The organism is Pseudomonas sp. FYR_2, from assembly GCF_043106425.1.
Classification (GTDB): domain Bacteria; phylum Pseudomonadota; class Gammaproteobacteria; order Pseudomonadales; family Pseudomonadaceae; genus Aquipseudomonas; species Aquipseudomonas monteilii.
Window position 1 is genome coordinate 12,494 of sequence record NZ_JBICMM010000042.1, and the last position, 21,383, is coordinate 33,876.

The following is a 21,383-nucleotide window of genomic DNA, read 5'->3' on the forward strand; positions in this document are numbered from 1 at the left end:
TGTGCGGCCCTTCGCCGGCAAGCCAGCTCCCACGCCGTGGACTGCACTGAAGTCATATGCAGTACCTGTGGGAGCTGGCTTGCCGGCGAAGGGCTGCAAAGCAGCCCCGGCTACTCAGAATGTGTAGGAAACCCCTGCCTGTACCGTGCGAGGGTTGCCTGGGTAGGCATAGGTGTTGAATGCCCCTTCGTCGTACTCCTTGTTGAAGACATTCTTCACATCTAGATTGAGGCGCACATGCTCGTTGAGCTGGTAGAAGCTGAGCAGGTCAACCACGGTGTAATTGTCCATGTTGTAGGTGACTGCTTCAGTCTGACCGCTACGGTCATCCACGTACTTGACGCCTACCCCCAACCCCAGCCCCTTCGCGAAGCCGTCCTGGAACTCGTAGGTATTGAGTAAGCTGAAGCTGTTGCGCGGAATGTTGGCCAGGCGCGTGCCGGTGGGCAGGCGGTTGTCCTTGGTAACTTCGGCATCGACATACGAGTAGCCACCGATGACGCGCCATTCAGGCGTGATGTTGCCGGCGACGTTGATATCCACTCCGCGGCTGCGCACCTCACCGGCGGCAATGCTGTAGTTCAGATTGTTCGGGTCGCGAGTCAGCACGTTTTCCTTGACGATGTAGTAGATCGCCGCGTCAACGCTCAACTGGCGATCAAGTGCCTCCCATTTCACACCCAGCTCGTAGGACTTGCCTTTCTCGGGGTCGAAACCACGCCCTGTTGCACCGGCAGGAGCGCCACTATTGGGCTTGAATGAGCGTGCGGTGTTGGCATAGACCGCGACGGTATCGGTCAGGTCATACAGCAGGCCGAACCGCGGGGTTACACCGTTCTCGCCTTTATCGAAGTCCCCCGCACTGTTGAGCTTGTTGACGTAGTCATGTTCAAAGCGTTCGAAGCGCACGCCCGCCAAGGCTTTAAGGCGCTCGGTCAAGGCAACTTGGTCCTGAACGAAGAATGCCCAGGTCTTGAGGTTTTCCTTGTCATGCGTGGTGGTGCGGTTCAGGGCCGGGCGCGCCTGGTTGTACACCGGGTCGAACAAGTCGATGGTGTAATCAGTCGCGCTGCCGCCTGAGCGCTGGATGATCGAATTGTAATCGTAGTCTTCATACTCGACACCGGTCAGCAGGGTATGGCTGAAACCGCCGGTGTCGAAGTGTCCGGTCAGGTTCAACTGGTAGTCGCGGTCACGCCATTCCAGCTTGCGGTAGTTGAAGTTACGCCCCAGGGTACGGCCATCGGCCTGCAGGGTGTTGGCTTCGATGGCGTTGCCCTTGAGGGTACCGTCCAGCCACTGCATGCCGCCGCCCAAGGTCCAGTCATCATTGAGCGCATGCTCGAAACGCAACTGCGCCATGTTGTTATCGTTGTGCAGCCTGTTGTCGCTGCCTTTGCCCCAGATGTTGGTATCGCGCGAGGCGCTTCCAGCTTGGTTGGTGTAACGCGTCAGCCCGCGGTCAAGCGGGTGGTTGTTACGCATGAAGTCGCCTTCAAAGACGATTTTGGTCGCATCGTTCACCTGCCAGCTCAGCACCGGCGCGACGTTGTAGCGTTCGCTTTCGATGTTGTCGCGGAAGCTGTCGCCACCTTCGCCCAACACATTCAGGCGATAGGCCAGGCTGCCGTCCTGGTTCAAGGCACCGGTGGCGTCGAGGGTGGCGCGGTGCATGCCTTGATCGTCGAACTGGCTGCCCAGGGTGACCTGTTGTTCAGCCTGCGGCTGCTTGGTAACCACATTGAAGGTGCCGCCGGGGTCGCCACGGCCGTACAGGCTGCTGGCCGGGCCGCGGATCACTTCCAGACGCTCGACGTTGTTGGCATCAGGCGCATTCGGGTAACCGCGGTTCATCGGGAAGCCGTTGCGGTAGTACTCGCCAGTGGTGAAACCGCGGACAGTGACCGTGGTCAGGCCCTGCCCGCCAAAGTTGTTGGCGCGGCCCACACCACCGGCATAATCCAGGGCGTCTTGCAGGCGGGTGCTGGCCGTATCGGTCAACACATCCTTGGGCACCACGCTGACCGACTGCGGCGTTTCGTGCAGCGCCGTGTCGGTGCGGGTGGCGCTGGACGAGCGGGTGGCCTTGTAGCCAAAGACCGGGCCATCGGCGCGTTCGCTGTCGGCGTTGCTGGTGATGTTTAAAGCCTGGAGTTCAATCTGGACAGGGTCGCTGAGCGGTTCGGGCTCGGCAAAGGCCAGCGGGGAGACAGCATGAAGCACACAAAGCGAAACGAACGTGCGACGCATCGACGGTACGATCCTGGAGTAAGGCGCTGAGGGAGCGGGTGAGGAAGCGTCGCGAAATTACTACGAATCATTATCAAATGCATTCTTTTTGTATGGCACTGGTGTACCAAATATCAACCAGTGAAATACACACCGGCCTTTACGCGGGTAACCCGCTCCCACCGTTGATATCCCTGACGGAGCGGGTTTGCCCACGAAGCGGCCGGTTCAGGTATGCCAGAGCTCAGTGAACGGACTTGATCGCCAGCACATTACACAACGGATGCTCCAGTACATGGGCCGTGGTTCCGCCCAGGAACGTCTGCATCGCGTCATGCCGGTGGCTGCCCATGACAATCACATCGGCCCGGCTGTGGCCGACAAACTGGGCTACGTGTGGCAGCCCCCCGGTGATCTGGTCTTGTTCAGTCTAGTTCGCCTCAGGCTGCATGAGCGGCAGGCTGGCGATGCTCGTTGTGTCGGGTATGATGCTGCCCCTAATCATTGTCCTGAGGCCGTCCCATGTCCCTGAGTGCTGAACAGATCGGTGAATTCCGCACCTTCGCCGAGCAGCTGGCCGATGCCGCCGCGGTGGCGATCAAGCCTTATTTCCGTGCCAGCCTGGCTGTCGAGGACAAGGGGGGGCGGTTGTACGACCCGGTCACCGTGGCTGACAAGGCGGCCGAGGACGCCATGCGCGAGCTGATCCAGGCCCGCTACCCCGACCACGGTATTCTGGGTGAGGAAGCGGGTGTCGCGGTCGGCAGCAGCCCGCTGACCTGGGTGCTTGACCCGATTGATGGCACCCGTGCCTTCATCACCGGCCTGCCGTTGTGGGGGACGTTGATCGCCCTGAATGACGGCGAACGGCCGGTTGTAGGTGTGATGAACCAGCCATTCACCGGCGAACGCTTTGTCGGCACCCCTGAAGGTGCCTGGCGCAGCGGCACGCCGTTGCAAACCCGTGCCTGCGCCGACCTGGCCTCGGCCACGCTGATGTGCACCACTCCCGACATGTTCGATACCGCCGAGCGCAAGGCTGCGTTCGAGGCCGTTGCCGGTCAGGCGCGGTTGATGCGTTATGGCGGTGATTGCTATGCCTACTGCATGCTGGCTTCGGGCTTTGTCGATGTGATCGTGGAGGCCAGCCTGCAGCCGTATGACGTGCAGGCACTGATGCCGATCATTGAAGGGGCGGGTGGTGTGATCACTGCGTGGGATGGCAGCTCGGCGCAGAATGGTGGTTGCGTGGTGGCATGTGGGGACCCGGCGCTGCATGCGCAGGTGGTGGAGATGTTGCGCCACGCCCTGTGATTGATGCGTCGCCTGTGCGGGCCTCTTCGCGGGCAAGCCCGCGCCCACAGGTACTGTACAGTTATCAGAGTCTGCGGTACTCCTGTGGGAGCGGGCTTGCCCGCGAAGAGGCCCGCACAGGTTGCCGCTAATCCCAGCCTCCGCACTTTTTCCGATTTCCGGGCTCTATGCTTGGCTAGGCTGCTCTGATCCCCAATGCAGCCGCCGAATATCGACCCGGTGCCGATGGTTGCAAGCTACCCAAGTTTCTTCTCCCGCCTGCTACTGGCAGGCGCCCTCACATGCCTGTGCGCCTGCACCCAGGAGCAAGGCCGTGACATCGTTAATCAGTTCGGCAACGGCAAGCCCAGCGAGCTGTTCCAGACCAGCGTCGACCGCATGGCCACGCTGTCCATGCGCGACAACCTGCAAAGCCTGTACCTGCTGATGAACAAACTGTACCAGCGCAATCCCAACCAGTGGAAAATGTCTGGCTACATCGACGCCGCCACCGCCGAGCGACAGATTCGCATGGCCATCGAGCAACGCCAGCCATTGCCGCAACTGGGCAACCGCCGCGACCTGGCGGCATTGAGCTACGCCCTGAGCCCGGAGTTTCGCGGTGATCGCGTTGGTGCCTTCATTTACGCCATCGGCAGCATGCTGATTACCGCGCATGGTGGGCGTACCGAGTTCTACATGACCGATACCATCGACCCGCTGTTCGTCAACAACGCAGCGCGTAATATCGAGAAGGCTACTTGGATGCTCAGCCAGCGGCAGGACGCCAATGGGGTGCTGTTGCTGTTCTCCAACGAGATCTCGGAAGAGGGCAGTAACCTGAGTTTTGCCGTGGAGTTCGGCAAAATCGTTGCGCGGCTGGATCTGCTGGCGGAGTTGCTGGATGAACGTTATCGGCGGATTGGTTTGAACTACGCTCAGAGCCTGCTGCTAATGAACTTTCTGCCCGTGCAGTGACCAAGGCAACACCGTCAGCGCGTTCATTGATTACGCAACGACTCCAGCAGCGGCTGAAACTCGTCCAGCAAGCAGTCCCGCAACCGCCGGCAAGTGGAGTCATGTTTCTTGTCTTCATTGAACGCCAGGAAGTGGAAGGTATCTTTCAACACCAGTTCTTGCTCCACAGGCCGCACCAGCAGCCCAACGCCACCCCTTGACTGCCTAGCCGCCAGGCCCACGTGCTTGACTGTCGCCGCATTAGCTGCGCAGGTGCCAGCAGTGCGCTGAACATGATGCTGGCGCTGCTCGAACACTGCGGCGGCGCGCCGCTGCGCCTAGCGCTGGAGCTGATGCACGCCAATATAGAAGACCCGATTGGCATCGATGAAATCGCCAAGCACGCAGGGTTGTCCCGTCGGTACCTGGAAAGGTTGTTCCGCCGCCATGTACAGGCCACGCCGCCACGGTATTATCTGGAGCTGCGATTGTCCCATGCGCGGCAGTTGCTGCAGCACACCAGCACGTCGTTGACCGAGGTGGCTGTGGCCAGCGGGTTTGTTAGCTTCCCGCATTTTTGTCGGCGCTTTCGTGAGCTGTTTTCCATTGCCCCGCGCCAATTCCGGGCGCGGAGCCAAGGATGGGTAGGGCGACAGGAAGCGGTTGTACGCTGCATTCGTTACTGCCTATGCCGGCCTCTTCGCGGGTAAACCCGCTCCTACACTGATCGAAGGAGCACCACAGGCCGGTGTACGAGCAGGTTTAACCGCGAAGAGGCCAGCATAGGAACAACTGTTCGATCACCGAACATGTGAATCATCATTCTTGTCCTATATCCGCCCATCCATTGCCAAAGCCGCATTGCCCAACCCCCGCCTTTTTGCTGTAGTGTGCCTATCCGCCGGTTGTCACCTGCCCTCATCACCCCACAACCGGCCCGATAGAATGACCGTGACGACCGCAACCACTGCCCACAAGGGTGTAGGAAGCGGCGACCAGAACAATAACGATACCGAGTGCCTTGCCTATGGAAAGCCGCCTGCTGAGCGAGCGCAGTAGCGTGTTTCATCACGCCGACCCTTATGCTGTGTCCGATTATGTGAACCAGCATGTAGGCCAGCATTGCATCGGACTGTCGCGCACCACGCACCCTCAGGCCAGCCTCAGCCATCGCAAATTTGCCGAACTCGACCTGTGCCGCATCAGCTACGGTGGCAGTGTGCGCGTTACCTCGCCAGCGCTGGAAACCATCTACCACCTGCAAGTGTTGCTCAACGGCAACTGCCTTTGGCGGGGGCATAAGCGCGAGCAGCACCTGGTACCGGGCGAGTTGCTGCTGATCAACCCGGATGACCCGGTTGACCTGACCTATTCGGAAGACTGCGAGAAGTTCATCCTCAAGGTGCCCACCCGGTTGCTGGACTCGATTTGCGATGAGCAGCGCTGGCACCGGCCAGAAGGTGGCGTGCGGTTCTTGCGCAACCATTACCGGCTGGATGAACTGGAAGGGTTCGTCAACCTGCTGGCCATGGTTTGCCACGAAGCGGAAGTGAGTGATTCGCTGCCGCGCGTGCAGGGGCACTACAGCCAGATTGTCGCCAGCAAGCTGTTGACCCTGATGAATACCAATATTCGTCGTGAAAGCCTGGGTTCGCCAGGGGCAAACCTTGAGCGAATCATTGACCACATCGACCGTAACCTGAAGCTTGAACTGACGGCCGAGGCGCTGGCGGAACAAGCGTGCATGAGCCTGCGTTCGTTATATGCCCTGTTTGACCGGCATCTGGGCATCACACCCAAGCAGTATGTGCGCCAGCGCAAGCTGGAGCAGGTGCGTGCTTGCCTGGGCGACTCCAGTTGCGCGGTGCGCAGTGTGACGGAACTGGCCATGGATTATGGCTTCCTGCACCTTGGGCGGTTTTCCGAGGTGTACCGGCAGCAGTTTGGCGAATTGCCTTCCGAAACCTTCCGCAATCGGCGCTGAACCGCGCCGGCCTCTTCGCGGGCTCGACCGCTCCCACAGGTATTCCACAAGCTTGGGGACAGTGGTAATCCTGTGGCAGCGGGCAAGCCCGCGAAGAGGCTCTCAAGCCAGACGCCTCAACCTGCACAAAACGGATATCACTGCGCACAAACCGGATACTCCCGCCTAATACCAGCGCCCAAACTGACCAGGTCTAAACAATAACAAGGGAGACCCTGGCCATGTCCCTGGGATTCGACTACCTCAATGCCATGCTCGAGGACGACCGTGAAAAGGGCATCTACCGCTGCAAGCGGGAGATGTTCACCGACCCACGCCTGTTCGACCTGGAGATGAAACACATCTTCGAGGGCAACTGGATCTACCTGGCCCACGAAAGCCAGATCCCCGAAAAAAACGACTTCCTCACCCTGACCATGGGGCGCCAGCCGATTTTCATCGCGCGCAACAAGGACGGTGAGCTCAATGCCTTCCTCAATGCCTGCAGCCACCGAGGCGCCATGCTGTGCCGGCACAAGCGCGGCAACCGGTCCAGCTACACCTGCCCGTTCCACGGCTGGACGTTCAACAACAGCGGCAAACTGCTGAAGGTGAAAGACCCAAGCAACGCCGGCTACCCCGACAGCTTCAACTACGACGGCTCCCACGACCTGACCAAGGTGGCGCGCTTCGAGTCGTACCGGGGCTTTTTGTTCGGCAGCCTGAATGCCGATGTGAAACCGCTGGCCGAGCACCTGGGCGAGTCGGCCAAAATCATCGACATGATCGTCGACCAGTCGCCAGAAGGCCTGGAAGTGCTGCGCGGTGCCAGCTCGTACATCTACGAAGGCAACTGGAAGCTCACCGCCGAAAACGGCGCCGACGGCTACCACGTCAGCTCTGTGCACTGGAACTACGCCGCCACCCAGAACCAGCGCAAGCAGCGTGAGGCCGGTGACGAGATCAAGACCATGAGCGCCGGCTCCTGGGCCAAGCAGGGCGGGGGCTTCTATTCCTTCGACCATGGCCACCTGCTGCTCTGGACCCGCTGGGCCAACCCGGAAGACCGCCCCGCCTACGAGCGCCGTGACCAGCTGGCTGCCGACTTCGGCCAGGCCCGTGCCGACTGGATGATCGAGAACTCGCGCAACCTGTGCCTGTACCCGAACGTGTACCTGATGGACCAGTTCAGCTCGCAGATCCGCGTTGCCCGGCCGATTTCGGTAAACAAGACTGAAATCACCATCTACTGCATCGCGCCCAAAGGCGAGAGCGCCGATGCCCGCGCCAAGCGCATTCGCCAGTACGAAGACTTCTTCAACGTCAGCGGCATGGCCACCCCGGACGACCTGGAAGAGTTCCGCTCCTGCCAGACCGGCTACGGCGGCGGCTCTGGCTGGAACGACATGTCCCGTGGCGCGAAGCACTGGGTCGAAGGCGCCGATGAAGCGGCTAAAGAGATCGAGCTCCATCCGCTGCTGTCTGGCGTGCGCACCGAGGACGAAGGCCTGTTCGTGCTGCAACACAAATACTGGCAGGACACCATGATCCAGGCCCTGAAGGACGAACAGCAGCTGATCCCTGTGGAGGCCGTGCAATGAGCCTGTATGAAACCGTGCGCGACTTCCTCTACCGCGAAGCGCGCTACCTGGATGACGCCCAGTGGGACGAGTGGCTGGAGCTGTACGCCAGCGACGCCAGCTTCTGGATGCCGAGCTGGGATGACGATGACGCCCTCACCGAAGACCCACAAAGCGAAATCTCGCTGATCTGGTACGGCAACCGTGGCGGCCTGGAAGACCGCGTGTTCCGTATCAAGACCGAGCGCTCCAGTGCGACCGTGCCCGACACCCGCACCTCGCACAACATCAGCAACATCGAGATCGTCGAGCAAGGCGAGGGCAGCTGCCAGGTGCGTTTCAACTGGCACACCCTGAGCTTCCGCTACAAGACCACCGACAGTTACTTCGGTACCAGCTTCTACACCCTCGACCTGCGCGGCGAGCAGCCGCTGATCAAGGCCAAGAAGGTGGTGCTGAAGAACGACTACGTGCGCCAGGTCATCGACATCTACCACATCTGATACAGGGTTTTACGAGCATTGCCCGGTGCGTCATGCGACGCGCCGTGGGCCGGCTCGCCCGCGAGGTGCAACATGAGCTACCAGATCGCACTGAATTTCGAAGACGGGGTTACCCGTTTCATTGAAGCCACCGGCTATGAAACCGTGGCCGACGCGGCCTACCGCCAAGGCATCAACATCCCGCTGGACTGCCGCGATGGCGCCTGCGGTACCTGCAAATGCAAGGCCGAATCCGGGCGTTACGAGCTGGGTGACAACTTCATCGAAGACGCCCTGAGCGAAGACGAAATCGCTGAAGGCTATGTGCTCACCTGCCAGATGCGCGCCGAAAGCGACTGCGTGATCCGCATTCCGGCTTCGTCGCAGCTGTGCAAGACCGAACAGGCTAGCTTCGAGGCGGCCATCAGCGATGTACGCCAGCTGTCGGCCAGCACCATCGCCCTGTCGATCAAGGGCGAGGCCCTCAGCCGCCTGGCCTTCCTGCCGGGGCAGTACGTCAACCTCAAGGTGCCGGGCAGCGAGCAGAGCCGTGCCTATTCGTTCAGTTCGTTGCAGAAGGACGGCGAAGTCAGCTTCTTGATCCGCAACGTGCCGGGCGGTTTGATGAGCAGCTTCCTCACCAACCTGGCCAAGGCCGGCGACAGCATGAGCCTGGCGGGGCCGTTGGGCAGCTTCTACCTGCGGCCTATCCAGCGCCCGCTGTTGCTGCTGGCTGGCGGCACTGGTCTGGCCCCGTTCACCGCGATGCTGGAAAAGATCGCCGAGCAGGGCAGTGAACACCCGCTGCATCTGATCTATGGCGTGACCAATGACTTCGACCTGGTCGAGCTGGATCGGCTGCAAGACTTTGCAGCGCGTATCCCCAACTTCACCTTCAGCGCCTGCGTAGCCAACCCGGACAGCCAGTACCCGCAGAAGGGCTATGTGACCCAGCACATCGAGCCGCGCCACCTGAACGATGGCGATGTGGACCTGTACCTGTGCGGGCCGCCACCGATGGTCGAGGCGGTGAGCCAGTACGTGCGCGAGCAGGGCATTACCCCGGCCAACTTCTACTACGAGAAGTTCGCGGCAGCGGCCTGACAACTCCCAATTATTCCAAGCAATACGCCGAACCTGCGGGAGCGGGCTTGCCCGCGAAGCAGGCAGCGCGGTGGATGGCACGGGCTCTGCCCGTGTTCGCGGGCGAGCCAGCTCCCACAGTGATCGCGCGGGCTTCAGATTGGAGCAAGACAGTTGCTCCCTCAGGGGCTATTGCGAACCGGAGATTTGCGTATGAACAACCGATTCCAAGGCAAGGTCGCCCTGGTCACCGGTGCCGCACAGGGCATCGGACGGGGCGTGTGCTGGCGGCTGAAGGCCGAAGGCGCGCAAGTGGTCGCGGTAGACCGTTCCGAACTGGTCCACGAGCTGGCCGGCGAGGGCATGCTCACCCTCACCGCCGACCTCGAACAACACGCCGACTGCGCCCGTGTCATGGCCAGTGCAGTGGAAACCTTCGGCCGCCTCGACATCCTGGTCAACAACGTCGGCGGCACCATCTGGGCCAAGCCTTTTGAACACTATGAGGTGGCGCAGATCGAAGCCGAGGTGCGCCGCTCGCTGTTCCCCACCCTGTGGTGCTGCCATGCCGCGCTGCCCTACATGCTCGAGCGCGGTAGCGGCGCCATCGTCAACGTCTCGTCCATCGCCACCCGTGGCGTCAACCGCGTGCCTTATGGCGCGGCCAAAGGCGGCGTCAACGCGCTCACCGCGTGCCTGGCCTTTGAAACCGCTGGCCGTGGTATCCGCGTCAACGCCACCGCACCCGGCGGCACCGAAGCGCCACCCCGTCGCGTGCCACGCAACAGCGCCGAGCAAAGCGAACAGGAAAAACACTGGTACCAGCAGATCGTCGACCAGACCCTCGACAGCAGCCTGATGCACCGCTACGGCAGCATCGACGAGCAAGTGGGCGCGATTCTGTTCCTTGCCTCTGACGAAGCCTCATACATCACCGGCGTGACCTTGCCGGTAGGAGGCGGCGACCTCGGCTGAGCAGCAACTTCCAGGCAACAGTTTTCCCTCACAACAAAAACAAGAGCGACAGATGCCATGCGAACCCTTGACGTACACCCGATCATCGATAACGCGCGCTTTACCCCGTTCCATTGGATGGTCATGGCCTGGTGCGGCCTGCTGCTGATCTTCGACGGCTATGACCTGTTCATCTACGGCGTGGTACTGCCGGTCATCATGAAAGAGTGGGGGCTTACCCCGTTGCAGGCCGGTGCGCTGGGCAGCTACGCGCTGTTCGGCATGATGTTCGGCGCCTTGGCATTCGGCAGCCTGGCCGACCGTATCGGGCGCAAGAAGGGCATTGCCATCTGTTTCGCCTTGTTCTCGGGGGCAACCATTCTCAATGGCTTTGCCAGCAGCCCGAGCGAGTTCGGCATCTACCGTTTCATTGCCGGCCTGGGCTGTGGCGGCCTGATGCCCAACGCTGTGGCACTGATGAACGAATATGCGCCCAAGCGCTTGCGCAGCACGCTGGTGGCAATCATGTTCAGCGGCTATTCGCTGGGCGGCATGCTGTCGGCAGGTGTGGGTATCTTCATGCTGCCGCGCTTTGGTTGGGAGTCGATGTTCTTCGCCGCTGCCGTGCCACTGCTGCTGTTGCCGGTGATCCTCTACTACCTGCCTGAGTCGATCGGCTTCCTGGTGCGCCAGGGCCGCACCGAAGAAGCTCGCAAACTGTTGAAGCGGCTGGACCCGGAATGCGATGTACAGGCGGATGACGTGTTGCAGGCCGCTGACCGCAAAGGCAGCGGGGCATCGGTGCTTGAGCTGTTCCGTAATGGCCTGGCCATACGGACACTGGCGCTGTGGCTGGCGTTCTTCTGCTGCCTGCTGATGGTCTATGCACTCAGTTCCTGGCTGCCGAAACTGATGGCCAACGCGGGCTACAGCCTGGGTTCGAGCCTGTCGTTCCTGCTGGCGCTGAACTTTGGCGGCATGGCCGGGGCAATTCTGGGCGGCTGGCTGGGCGACCGCTACAACCTGGTCAAGGTGAAGGTGGCGTTCTTCATTGCCGCTGCGCTGTCGATCAGCCTGCTGGGGGTGAACAGCCCGATGCCGGTGCTTTACCTGCTGATCTTCATTGCCGGCGCCACCACCATCGGCACGCAGATCCTGCTGTATGCCGGCGCCGCGCAGATGTATGGGCTGTCGGTGCGCTCCACCGGCCTGGGCTGGGCCTCGGGCATTGGGCGTAACGGCGCCATCGTCGGCCCGCTGCTGGGCGGCGCGCTGATGGGCATCAACCTGCCGCTGCAACTTAACTTCATCGCGTTCGCCATCCCTGGCGCAATCGCTGCGCTGGCCATGGCCGTGCACCTGGCCAGTGGCCGTCGGCACGCCCAGGCCCTTGCGACGCAGGCGTAACCCGAAGAACAAGCGCCGGGCACCGCGCCCGGCCAATGCCGCGCCAGAGGTGCCATGAAAACCCTGATCAAGGACAGCTCGCTGTCCGCCATCGTCGCTGGCTGCATCGCCACGATGATCTCCTACGCAGGCCCGTTGGTGATCATCTTCCACGCCGCCGAAGCCGCCGGCCTGTCCCACCAGCAGTTGTCATCCTGGGTCTGGGCCGTGTCCATGGGCAGTGCCGTGCTCGGTGCGCTGCTCAGCCTGCACTACCGGGTACCTGTGGTGATCGCCTGGTCGATTCCAGGTTCCGCGCTGTTGGTCACCGCCTTGCCGCAACTCGGCCTGGAGCAAGCCGTGGGGGCTTACCTGGTGGCCAATCTGGTTCTGCTGATGATCGGCATCAGCGGGGCCTTCGACCGCATTATCGGGCGCCTGCCGGGGTCCATCGCTGCCGGCATGCAGGCGGGCATTCTGTTCAGCTTCGGCATCGACGTGTTCCGCGCCCTGCCAGTGCAGCCGCTACTGGTGCTGGCGATGTTCGTTACCTACGTGCTGATGCGCCGGCTACAGCCACGCTATGCGGTGGCGGCGGTGCTGTGCGTGGGAACCCTGGTGACCGTTGCCAGCGGGGCGTTTCGCAGTGAGGCGCTGGTGCTGGAACTGGCTTCGCCACAGTGGGTCACGCCGCAGTTCAGCCTTTCGGCGGTATTCAGCCTGGCCTTGCCAATGGTGCTGGTGGCGCTCACCGGGCAGTTCATGCCAGGCATGGCGGTACTGCGCAACGCCGGGTACGCCACACCCGCCAGCCCGTTGATCAGCGCCAGTGCCCTGGCTGGAGCGCTGCTGGCGCCGTTCGGCTGCCACGGGCTGAACCTGGCGGCGGTTACCGCCAGCCTGTGCACCGGCCATGAAGCCCATGAAAACCCGCGGCGGCGTTATGTGGCGGCGGTGGCTGGCAGTGCGCTGTACCTGCTGCTGGGCATTGCCGGCGCCACGTTGATGTCGCTGTTCGCCGCCTTTCCTGCTGCGCTGATCGCTGCCCTGGCCGGCTTGGCCCTGTATGGTGCCATCAGCGAGGCCCTGGCCCGCAGCCTGGCAGAGCCGGCCGAGCGCGACGCCGGGCTGTTCACCTTCCTGGTCACCGCTTCGGGGGTGGCGTTCCTGGGGTTGTCGGCGGCGTTCTGGGGGCTGCTGTTCGGCCTGCTGGCCCATGCGCTGCTCAGGTTGCATCGGCCACGTGCCCGGGAGGTGCTGCGCCGTACCCCATGAACTGCAGTGTTCCCAACGCTTTACCCATAAAAACAAGATCAAGAGAGCTTCGGAATGAATCACACCCCTTGTGTCGCCCTGGGCCTGACTTTGCTCAGCCAACCACTGCTGGCTGCCGAAGGCGGCTTTTTCGAGGACTCGAAGGCCACCCTGAGTGCCCGCAACTACTATTTCAGCCGCGATTTCTCTGACATCGTCGGGGCCAACAAGCAGTCCAAGGCCGAGGAGTGGGCCCAGGGCTTCATCCTCGACTTCAAGTCGGGCTACACCCCCGGTACCGTCGGTTTTGGCGTGGACGCGCTGGGCCTGCTGGGTATTAAGCTCGACAGCAGCCCCGACCGGGCCAATACCGGCCTGCTGCCGGTGCATGGCGATGGCCGTGCCGCCGACGAGTACAGCCGCCTGGCGCCTACCTTCAAGGCCCGCCTGTCGAAGACCGAAGTGCGCATCGGTGAACTGCAACCCAACCTGCCGGTACTGACATTCAGTGATATCCGCCTGTTGCCGCCGACTTACCAGGGCGCCAGTTTGAGTTCGTCGGAAATCGACGGGCTGACCTTGCAGGCCGGCCACCTGAAAAGCACTCACCTGCGTAACGAAGGCGGCGACGGCAAGATGAACGCCATGCTCGGCCATGTGCCGATGCGCCAGGCTGAAAGCGATGCCTTCAACTACGTGGGCGGGGACTATGCGTTCAACGCCAACCAGAGCAGCGTCAGCCTGTGGTACGGGCAGTTGGAAGACATCTATGAACAAGGCTTTGTCGGCCTGAAGCACAGCAAGCCAGTAGGGGACTGGGTGCTTAGCGCAAACCTGGGCTATTTCACCGCGCGTGAGGATGGCGATGCGCTGCTGGGCAATATCGACAACCAGGCATTCTTCTCGATGTTCACCGCCCGGCATGGCGGGCACAGCTTCCATGCCGGCTACCAGGGCATCTATGGCGACAGCCCGTTCCCTCGGGTATTCGCCAACATTTCGCCGTTGGGTAACGAGGTGCCGACGTATGAGTTTGCCTACACCGATGAGCGCTCGTACCAGGTGCGCTACGACTACAACTTCGCCGCCCTGGGCGTACCGGGCCTGACGGCGACTGTGCGGTACATAACCGGTAACAATGTCGATACCGGGCTGGGTTACGAAGGGCGGGATCGCGAACGTGACCTGGACATTGGCTATGCGGTGCAGAGCGGCGTGCTGAAGGGGCTGGGGATTCGGGTGAGGAACGCCATGGCGCGCTCCAATTACCGCAGTGACATCGACGAAAACCGCCTGACGTTGGTGTACACCTGGCAGCTGTTCTGAGCCAGCCAAGGGAATTGTGCACCGAGGTCGTATGAAGGTAGCTTGCGCAAATGTCCCTTTCAGGAGCGCGACCCTTGGACTCCATCACCCAAGCCTTACTCGGCGCGGCCCTGCAGGGTACCGTGCTTGGCCGCATCCAGGGGCGGCGCGCGTTGCTGTATGGCGCTGCGCTGGGCACGCTGCCCGACCTGGACGTGATCATCCGCTACGCCGACCCGGTGTCGCAGATGACCTACCACCGCGGGTTCTCCCACTCGCTGTTCGTGCTTACCGGGCTGGCCTTGCTACTGGCCTGGCTGGTCCACAAATGCTGGCCTGGCAAGGGTTACACCTTGTCCAGGTTGTTTGTGGCGTTCTGGCTGGTACTGGTTACTCATCCGTTGCTAGATGCCTTCACGGTCTACGGTACGCAGTTGTTCTGGCCTTTGCAGGCCACCCCGCAAAGCTGGGCGGCGGTGTTCATCATCGACCCGGTCTACACCTTGCCGCTGCTGGCGGCGGTTATCTACGCCATCTTCAAGGGCGTGACTGCAAAGGCGACACGTCTGCTGACCTTGGCGCTGGTGTTCAGTACCGCTTACCTGGGTTTCGGCCTTGCCGGGCGTATGGCGGCAGAGCAGCGCTTCCAGGCGGCACTGGATCAGCAAGGCATTGTCGCCAGTGAAGTGCGCGCCGTGCCGTTCGCTTTCAACAGTCTGGTCTGGCGCGTACTGGCTAAGACCCAGGAGGGTGATTACTACGAGGGCATCAGCAGCGGGTTTGACCGGCAAGCGCCTGAAATGCAGCGTTTGCCGCGTAATCTGCAGCTGGCGAAAGCACTGGCAGGAAGCCCTTTGCACCAGCGTTTGCGCTGGTTTACCGATGACTGGCTGCGCTACGACCAGGTGGGCGACGCGCTGGTGGTGACCGACTTGCGCATGGGCATCCCTGGCAACTACACCTTCCGTTTCAACATGGCCCACCGTGACCGCCAGGGGCACTGGGTTGCCGACGTACCTTCGCGGTGGCAAGGCAGTGGGCCTGGCTCGATGTTCAACGGTAATGACCTGCGTTTGATCTGGCGGCGTATTGTCGACCAGCAGCCACCACTGCCGTTGGCCGCCTGGACAGACGCGTACATGAGGCAAGCCCCGAACACGCCCTAGCCAGCCTGTGGCCTTGCATTAGCTGGCTTCGGCCCCATTTATGCCGGTTCGATGACTCATCGTTTCACCGACCGCTTCGTCGACCTGGTCGAGGAGGGCGTAGACGTTGCGGTGGCTATTGGCGCACCCAAGGAAGACTCACAGTTGTTGACCCGCACGGTGGCCTGGCAGCAGTGCGTGACCTCGCTGTGGCCGCCATCGCACGATACCGGGGTGATTGGGGAAAGGGGGGACCGGGAGCCCGGCGCAGGGCTCCCCAATGCGTCAGCTGCGCGCCAAGCGCCCGCTCACATAATGCGCCACATCATTGAACCCCGGCGTGGATGCATGCCCCGGCGTTACCAGCGAGTCGATGAACGCTTCATCCTCCGCCGTGATCTTCACCGCCAATGCACCGCCATAGGTGTCCCACTGCGCTTCGGTACGCGGCCCGACAATCGCCGAGCTCACCAGCTGGTTATTCAGCACCCAGGCAATGGCGAACTCAACCATTCCCACGCCCTTGGCCTCAACGTAAGCCTGGATCTGCCGGGCGATGGCCAGCGACTCCTGGCGCCACTCCACCTCCATGATGCGCTTGTCCTGGCGCCCTGCGCGGCTGCCGGCATCCGGCACCGCCCCCGGCGCGTACTTGCCACTGAGTACGCCACGCGCCAACGGGCTGAACGGCACGACGCCCAGGCCATGGGCGGCGGCGGCAGTGAGTTGCTCGGGCTCGGCCTGACGGTTGACGATGTTGTACAGCGGCTGGCTCACCACCGGCCTGGGCACCCCGAGGCGCTCGGCAATGTGGCAGACCTCGGCAATGCGCCAGCCACGGAAGTTGGACACGCCCCAGTAGCGGATCTTGCCCTGGCGCAGCAAGTCGCCGATGGCCAGCACGGTCTCTTCCAGCGGCACCTTGTGGTCTTCACGGTGCAGGTAGTAGATGTCCAGGTAGTCCATGCCCATGCGGGTGAGGGTGGCCTGCAGGGCATTGAAGATGTGTTTGCGCGACAGCCCGCTGCGGTTGGGCAGGCCATCGGCCGGGCCGAAGCCGACCTTGCTGGCGACGATCCAGTCCTGACGGTGGCGTGCCACCGCTTCACCGACGATTTCTTCCGAGCGCCCGGCGTTGTAAACGTCCGCAGTGTCGATGAAATTGATGCCCTGGTCCCAGGCCTTGTCGATGATGCGCAGGGCGTCTTCGGTATTGGTCTGCTCGCCGAACATCATGCTACCCAGGGTGAGGGCGGATACCTGCAGGCCACTGCGGCCGAGGGGGCGGTAGATCATGCGCTTGGGTCCTTTTCAGTCGGCTGATCCCGCTGTTTTACACACAACCGGGGCGCATTGAAAGGCGGACCTCAGCCAATTAGCGCCAAAGCCTCTTGTAGGCTTAACGGGCGTTTCATGCGTTGCGACAGCGTTGCCATGGCATCGGAATAACCCTTGGCGACCACGGCTTCAACCCGTTCATCCACACACTGCAGCGCAATGAAATCGCCTTTTTCCGGCTCACCGACGAACTCGATCCGGTTCCAGTCCCGGGGGTGGCCAAGTACTTCGTAAGTGCGGCCGTGCTGGAAAGTCCAGAAGAACGGCACATCGGCATAGCGGCGCTGCTCGCCAAGCATGTTGGCTGCAGCGATCACCCCGTGTTGCTGGGCCAGACGCCAGTGCTCGATGCGCACAGGTCGACCGGTGAGCGGGAAGGTGGCGATATCCCCCGCCGCCCACAGGCCATCGGCAGCGCGCAGTTCTGCGTCGACCCTCACGGACTTGTCCTCGGTCAGCGGCACGCCCTGGAGGAAGGCAGTGGCCGGTTTTACCCCCGTGCCGAGCAGCACCAAGGGTGTTTGAAGCCGTTCTCCGTTGGCCAGTTGCACGGCTTCGACGTTGTCCTGCCCCTCGATGCGCTGAACTTCAGTAGGGCCGTGGAAGGTAACACCCTTGCGCTCATGCAGCTCACGGATGCTGCGGCCGATGCGTTCACCCAGCTGCCGGGCCAGGAGGACTTCGTGGCGGGTGACCACGTGCACCTGTAGGCCGTACTTGCGCAATGCCGAGGCGGCTTCGAGGCCGATGAAACCGTCACCGATGATGACCACCGGTTGGCCGGGTTCGGCGGCATCGAGCAACTGGGCGGCATCCTCCCGTGAGCGCAGGGTGAACACCCCGGGCAGCTCGGCGCCGGGGATGTCCGGGCGCAGTGCTTTCCCGCCGGTGGCCAGCAGGCAGGCGTCGTAATCGATCTGTTGGCCGTCGGCGAGCGTCAGCTGGCGTTTCTGGCTGTTGAGTGTGCGCACCTTGCCGTGCTTGCGCTCCAACTGGCCCTTGCGCAAGGCGTCGGCATCAAGCAGGGCGGGGACTTCATCGGGCGGCATCTGCCCGGCAATCACGAATTTGCTCAGGGCCGTGCGGTCGTAGGCGGGCTGGCGTTCCTGATCGACCCACACCAGCCGGCCGGCGAAGCCGTGGGCCAGCAACGTAGCGACTGCAGCGCTGCCAGCGGCGCCAGCACCCACCACGACGAAGCAGCGGGCATCGCTGTGGCGTGGCGGCTCGATGGCTGGCAGGGGCTGGTCATCGACCCAGACTTCATCGCCCTTGACCCAGGCTTTGTAGCGACGCAGGTCGGCCAGCGCCGGGGGCTCGCAGACCACGCCATCGTCAACCGCGAAGGCCGCTTTATGCCAAGGGCACACCAACAGGCCACCGCAAACCACACCTTCGTCGAGCGGGGCGCCTGCGTGGGGGCAATGGCCTTGGTAGGCCCGAACCTGGTCGCCCTGGCGGATGAGGACAAGTTCTTCGCTACCGGCCTGAACACGCAGAGGACGGTGTTCGTCGAGCTCGCTCAGGAGGGCGACGGCGTGCTGGGTCATGAGGTTCTCCAAAGGGGTCTTTGGAACCATTTGACGCCTGGGTCGGGCAGGGGATGCGTTGAGCTGACGATCGGTGGAGGGTGTGGATTGTGCGTGGCCTGGGCTGGCCTTTTCGCGGGCTTGCCCGCTTCCACAGGATCACCACGAGCTCGAACACTGTGGCGGTCCTGTGGGAGCGGGCGAGCCCGCGAATGGGCTCAACTGGCCTTTGCAGTACTCAGCGCACCTGCCCGCGTTACCCGCAAGGCTACCAGGCTACCCAGCACGATCAGCGCCGCCAGCGAATACAGTGCGGCATCGGTGGAACCGGTCTGGTCCTTAATGAACCCCACCAAGTACGGGCTGAGGAACCCCGCCATCTGGCCCACCGAGTTGATGATGGCCAAACCGGCCACAGCGGCACCGGCACTGAGCAGCGCGGTGGGCATTGGCCAGAACATCGGCAGGCCGGTGAGCGCGCCCATGGTGGCAATCGACAGGCCAAGAATGGCAATGGTCGGGTTACCCGCGAAGTTCACCGCAATCAGCAGGCCGATCGCACCCATCAGCATCGGCACCACAAGGTGCCAGCGCCGTTCGTTGCGCAGGTCGGCCGAGCGCCCGCACAGGATCATGAACACACCCGCCAGCAGGTACGGAATGGCGCTGAGCCAGCCGATCAGCAGCGGGTTGTCGAAGCCCATGTTCTTGATGATCGATGGCAGCCAGAAGTTGATCGCGTACACACCGCTCTGGATGCAGAAGTAGACGAAACCGAAGGTCCAGATCAGCGGGTTGGTCAAAACGGCCAGTACGCTGTCGCCGGCAGTGCTTGGTTTGCTGGCAGCATCGGCTTCCAGGTCGGTTGCGATCAGCTGGCGTTCCGCCGTACTCAGCCAAGGCGCTTTCTGGTAGCCGTCACTGAGCAAAAACACCGCCAGTATGCCCAGGGCAACGGTCGGCAGGCCCTGGATCAGGAACATCCACTGCCAGCCGGCCAGGCCGTGTTGGCCAGCGGCGAAGTGCTGCAGGATCCAGCCGGAGAACGGCCCACCGAGCAAGCCCGACACCGGGATCGCCGACATGAACAGGGCCATGATGCGCCCGCGACGGGCCGCCGGGAACCAGCGCGAGAGGTACAGCACCACACCTGGGAAGAAGCCGGCTTCGGCGGCGCCGGTGAACAGGCGCAAGGTGTAGAACTCGGTGGGGGTGGTGACGAACAGCAGGCAGGTGGAGAGGCTGCCCCAGGCGATCATCATCAGTGCAATCCAGCGCCGAGGGCCAAAACGGTTGAGCGCCAGGTTGCTTGGCAAACCGCACAGTACGTAACCGATGAAGAAGATGCCGGCGCCTAGGCCGTACACCGTTTCGCTGAACTTCAGGGCGTCGAGCATCTGCAACTTGGCAAAGCCGACGTTGACGCGGTCCAGGTAGTTGAACAGGTAGCAGATGAAAATGAACGGAATCAGCCGCAGGGTGATGCGCCGATACAGCGCGTTGCGGGTGGTGTCCGTGCCTTGGTCAGGGGCGAGGCTGTGTGCCATGATCGGGTTCTCTGTTGTTATGGTTGTCGCCGCGTCGCCTGTGCCGGCGCTCGCCCTGACGAGTCTCGGGGACTGCAGTCGGCCTGTCTTTGTGCTTTTGCACAGTGCCTGGCCCAGGCTGCTGTGCCCGAGCCCAAAAGCCTGACACCTAAAGGACCCCGCAATGTTCGAACTCGACCATGACCTGGCGCAGGATATCGTTGACCGGGCGATGGCCATTCTGCCGTGCAACGTCAATGTCATGGACAGCCAGGGGTTGATCCTGGGCAGCGGTGAACCGGAGCGTATCAACACCCGCCATGAAGGCGCGCAACTGGTCCTGGCCAATGGCCGTATCGTCGAGCTGGATACTGATGCGGCCAAATGCCTGAAGGGCGTGCAGCCCGGGGTGAACCTGCCGCTGATGCTCGATGGCCGGCTGATGGGCGTACTGGGCCTGACGGGTGACCCGCAACAGGTGCGCACCTATGGTGAACTGGTACGGATGACCGCCGAGATGCTGCTGGCCCAGCGCCATTTGCAAGCCGACCAGCAATGGCGACGCCAGCGTTGTGATGACCTGCTGGCGCTGTTGCTAGGCGGCAGCGGCGACTCGCCACGCTTGCTCGACGAAGCCCGGCAACTGGGCCTGAAGCCGCAGTTGCCACGGGTGCCTTGCCTGTTCGAGCTGGCCTCGGGGCCGCCCGCCGAGGCGCTTGCCGCGTGGTTGCTGAGCCGCTACCCGGACAGCTGGTGTGTCAGCCCGGCGCGGCGGTCGTTGCTGTGGTGTCGGCCCGCAGGTGTGAAGCTGGATGAGCCACGCCTGCTCGAGCGGCTGCAACGCCATGGCTGGGGCGTGGAGCGCCTGGCTTTGGGCAGTACCGCGCAGAGCTTGGAACAACTGCGCCGAGGTTATCGCCGAGTGCGAGACTTGCTGGCCTACGGGCGCGAGGTACTCCCCGCCGAGCGCTTGCTGAGCCTGCATCGCTACCGGCTACCGGCGCTGCTGTGGCGGCATCGCAACGACGATGCGCTGGATGAACTGCTGGAACCGTTGCAGCGCATTCGCGCCAAGGACAACAGTGGGCAGTTGCTCACCACCCTGCGCGCGTGGTGTGCCCATGACGGCCAGAGCCAGGCCTGTGCCGATGCCTTGGGCATCCACCGCAACAGCCTGCGCTATCGGCTGGAACGGATTGCCGAACTGGGTGAGGTCGACCCGCTGCGCATGGAGGGGATGCTGAGCTTGTACCTGGGGTTGCAGCTGTTGCCTGCTGACTGACGCGGCGCCTGCAGGCGCCGCCACGAAGGCATCTGCCCAAACAACCCGCCCGGCGGTTTGTGCATTTGACCGAGGCC

General features: G+C 62.5%; 17 protein-coding genes and 3 pseudogenes. 14 read left to right on the forward strand and 6 right to left on the reverse strand.

Annotated features, from left to right (window positions below; translation table 11 throughout):
• Window positions 1-114: 114 nt before the first annotated feature.
• Together ACF8R4_RS18325 and ACF8R4_RS18330 are read right to left on the reverse strand one after the other, a co-directional pair.
• On the reverse strand, window positions 115-2,250 hold the full coding sequence (locus tag ACF8R4_RS18325; protein ID WP_392493100.1) for a TonB-dependent siderophore receptor: 2,136 nt from the start codon (window positions 2,248-2,250) through the stop codon (window positions 115-117).
• A gap of 223 nt (window positions 2,251-2,473) precedes the next feature.
• A pseudogene (locus tag ACF8R4_RS18330) lies at window positions 2,474-2,623 on the reverse strand (universal stress protein); the annotation flags it as partial.
• Between the two features lie 128 nt (window positions 2,624-2,751).
• Between ACF8R4_RS18330 and hisN the strand changes: the two are divergent.
• Together hisN and ACF8R4_RS18340 are read left to right on the forward strand one after the other, a co-directional pair.
• Window positions 2,752-3,543 carry a histidinol-phosphatase gene (gene hisN, locus ACF8R4_RS18335; RefSeq protein WP_060499369.1) on the forward strand — a complete coding sequence of 264 codons (792 nt, stop codon included), beginning with the start codon at window positions 2,752-2,754 and terminating at the stop codon, window positions 3,541-3,543.
• Window positions 3,544-3,768: 225 nt separating this feature from the next.
• Complete coding sequence (locus ACF8R4_RS18340) at window positions 3,769-4,500, forward strand: hypothetical protein (RefSeq protein ID WP_060499426.1); 732 nt, start codon at window positions 3,769-3,771, stop codon at window positions 4,498-4,500.
• Between the two features lie 23 nt (window positions 4,501-4,523).
• Here ACF8R4_RS18340 and ACF8R4_RS18345 read toward each other — a convergent pair whose 3' ends face one another.
• A complete protein-coding gene (locus tag ACF8R4_RS18345) occupies window positions 4,524-4,667 on the reverse strand; it encodes a hypothetical protein (RefSeq protein WP_225521798.1) in 144 nt (47 codons plus the stop codon).
• A gap of 39 nt (window positions 4,668-4,706) precedes the next feature.
• Here ACF8R4_RS18345 and ACF8R4_RS18350 point away from each other — a divergent pair.
• From ACF8R4_RS18350 to ACF8R4_RS18400, 11 genes and pseudogenes are all read left to right on the forward strand, one after another.
• Window positions 4,707-5,189: pseudogene (locus ACF8R4_RS18350) on the forward strand (helix-turn-helix domain-containing protein); the annotation flags it as partial.
• A gap of 317 nt (window positions 5,190-5,506) precedes the next feature.
• Window positions 5,507-6,463 (forward strand): AraC family transcriptional regulator, encoded by a 957-nt coding sequence (locus tag ACF8R4_RS18355; RefSeq protein WP_104834731.1) that lies wholly within the window; start codon window positions 5,507-5,509, stop codon window positions 6,461-6,463.
• 221 nt (window positions 6,464-6,684) lie between these two features.
• Window positions 6,685-8,043, forward strand: coding sequence for a benzoate 1,2-dioxygenase large subunit (gene benA, locus ACF8R4_RS18360; RefSeq protein ID WP_392493102.1), 1,359 nt, complete (start codon window positions 6,685-6,687; stop codon window positions 8,041-8,043).
• Window positions 8,040-8,525, forward strand: coding sequence for a benzoate 1,2-dioxygenase small subunit (benB, locus tag ACF8R4_RS18365; protein WP_060499371.1), 486 nt, complete (start codon window positions 8,040-8,042; stop codon window positions 8,523-8,525). The genes benA and benB overlap by 4 nt, the downstream gene beginning before the upstream one ends.
• A 72-nt stretch (window positions 8,526-8,597) precedes the next feature.
• Window positions 8,598-9,608 carry a benzoate 1,2-dioxygenase electron transfer component BenC gene (benC, locus tag ACF8R4_RS18370; protein ID WP_060499372.1) on the forward strand — a complete coding sequence of 337 codons (1,011 nt, stop codon included), beginning with the start codon at window positions 8,598-8,600 and terminating at the stop codon, window positions 9,606-9,608.
• 192 nt (window positions 9,609-9,800) lie between these two features.
• Window positions 9,801-10,562, forward strand: a complete 762-nt coding sequence (locus ACF8R4_RS18375; protein ID WP_200929350.1) for a 1,6-dihydroxycyclohexa-2,4-diene-1-carboxylate dehydrogenase — start codon at window positions 9,801-9,803, stop codon at window positions 10,560-10,562.
• 57 nt (window positions 10,563-10,619) lie between these two features.
• Entirely contained in the window at window positions 10,620-11,948 is a 1,329-nt protein-coding gene (locus tag ACF8R4_RS18380) for an aromatic acid/H+ symport family MFS transporter (protein WP_104834728.1), read from the forward strand.
• Window positions 11,949-12,002: 54 nt separating this feature from the next.
• Window positions 12,003-13,202: a benzoate/H(+) symporter BenE family transporter gene (locus tag ACF8R4_RS18385; protein ID WP_060499375.1), complete on the forward strand. Its 1,200-nt coding sequence runs from the start codon at window positions 12,003-12,005 to the stop codon at window positions 13,200-13,202.
• A gap of 54 nt (window positions 13,203-13,256) precedes the next feature.
• Entirely contained in the window at window positions 13,257-14,507 is a 1,251-nt protein-coding gene (locus ACF8R4_RS18390) for an OprD family porin (protein ID WP_060499376.1), read from the forward strand.
• A gap of 74 nt (window positions 14,508-14,581) precedes the next feature.
• Window positions 14,582-15,652, forward strand: coding sequence for a metal-dependent hydrolase (locus ACF8R4_RS18395; RefSeq protein WP_060499377.1), 1,071 nt, complete (start codon window positions 14,582-14,584; stop codon window positions 15,650-15,652).
• A 60-nt stretch (window positions 15,653-15,712) separates the two neighbouring features.
• A pseudogene (locus tag ACF8R4_RS18400) lies at window positions 15,713-15,847 on the forward strand (LysR family transcriptional regulator); the annotation flags it as partial.
• Between the two features lie 69 nt (window positions 15,848-15,916).
• On the opposite strand, the gene ACF8R4_RS18405 reads toward ACF8R4_RS18400, so the two are convergent.
• From ACF8R4_RS18405 to ACF8R4_RS18415, 3 genes are all read right to left on the reverse strand, one after another.
• Entirely contained in the window at window positions 15,917-16,927 is a 1,011-nt protein-coding gene (locus ACF8R4_RS18405) for an aldo/keto reductase (RefSeq protein ID WP_392493106.1), read from the reverse strand.
• A gap of 71 nt (window positions 16,928-16,998) precedes the next feature.
• Window positions 16,999-18,519: an FAD-dependent oxidoreductase gene (locus ACF8R4_RS18410; protein ID WP_392493108.1), complete on the reverse strand. Its 1,521-nt coding sequence runs from the start codon at window positions 18,517-18,519 to the stop codon at window positions 16,999-17,001.
• A 197-nt stretch (window positions 18,520-18,716) separates the two neighbouring features.
• Window positions 18,717-20,045: an MFS transporter gene (locus ACF8R4_RS18415; RefSeq protein WP_392493109.1), complete on the reverse strand. Its 1,329-nt coding sequence runs from the start codon at window positions 20,043-20,045 to the stop codon at window positions 18,717-18,719.
• Between the two features lie 163 nt (window positions 20,046-20,208).
• Here ACF8R4_RS18415 and ACF8R4_RS18420 point away from each other — a divergent pair, with 163 nt between their 5' ends.
• Window positions 20,209-21,306, forward strand: a complete 1,098-nt coding sequence (locus ACF8R4_RS18420; RefSeq protein WP_104834725.1) for a sugar diacid recognition domain-containing protein — start codon at window positions 20,209-20,211, stop codon at window positions 21,304-21,306.
• Window positions 21,307-21,383: the final 77 nt, after the last annotated feature.

Coding starts and splice junctions, on each gene's coding strand:
- ACF8R4_RS18325 (WP_392493100.1), bottom strand. CDS start 2,250: ATGCGTCGCACGTTCGTTTCGCTTTGTGTGCTTCATGCTGTCTCCCCG.
- hisN (WP_060499369.1), top strand. CDS start 2,752: ATGTCCCTGAGTGCTGAACAGATCGGTGAATTCCGCACCTTCGCCGAG.
- ACF8R4_RS18340 (WP_060499426.1), top strand. CDS start 3,769: ATGGTTGCAAGCTACCCAAGTTTCTTCTCCCGCCTGCTACTGGCAGGC.
- ACF8R4_RS18355 (WP_104834731.1), top strand. CDS start 5,507: ATGGAAAGCCGCCTGCTGAGCGAGCGCAGTAGCGTGTTTCATCACGCC.
- benA (WP_392493102.1), top strand. CDS start 6,685: ATGTCCCTGGGATTCGACTACCTCAATGCCATGCTCGAGGACGACCGT.
- benB (WP_060499371.1), top strand. CDS start 8,040: ATGAGCCTGTATGAAACCGTGCGCGACTTCCTCTACCGCGAAGCGCGC.
- benC (WP_060499372.1), top strand. CDS start 8,598: ATGAGCTACCAGATCGCACTGAATTTCGAAGACGGGGTTACCCGTTTC.
- ACF8R4_RS18375 (WP_200929350.1), top strand. CDS start 9,801: ATGAACAACCGATTCCAAGGCAAGGTCGCCCTGGTCACCGGTGCCGCA.
- ACF8R4_RS18380 (WP_104834728.1), top strand. CDS start 10,620: ATGCGAACCCTTGACGTACACCCGATCATCGATAACGCGCGCTTTACC.
- ACF8R4_RS18385 (WP_060499375.1), top strand. CDS start 12,003: ATGAAAACCCTGATCAAGGACAGCTCGCTGTCCGCCATCGTCGCTGGC.
- ACF8R4_RS18390 (WP_060499376.1), top strand. CDS start 13,257: ATGAATCACACCCCTTGTGTCGCCCTGGGCCTGACTTTGCTCAGCCAA.
- ACF8R4_RS18405 (WP_392493106.1), bottom strand. CDS start 16,927: ATGATCTACCGCCCCCTCGGCCGCAGTGGCCTGCAGGTATCCGCCCTC.
- ACF8R4_RS18410 (WP_392493108.1), bottom strand. CDS start 18,519: ATGACCCAGCACGCCGTCGCCCTCCTGAGCGAGCTCGACGAACACCGT.
- ACF8R4_RS18415 (WP_392493109.1), bottom strand. CDS start 20,045: ATGGCACACAGCCTCGCCCCTGACCAAGGCACGGACACCACCCGCAAC.
- ACF8R4_RS18420 (WP_104834725.1), top strand. CDS start 20,209: ATGTTCGAACTCGACCATGACCTGGCGCAGGATATCGTTGACCGGGCG.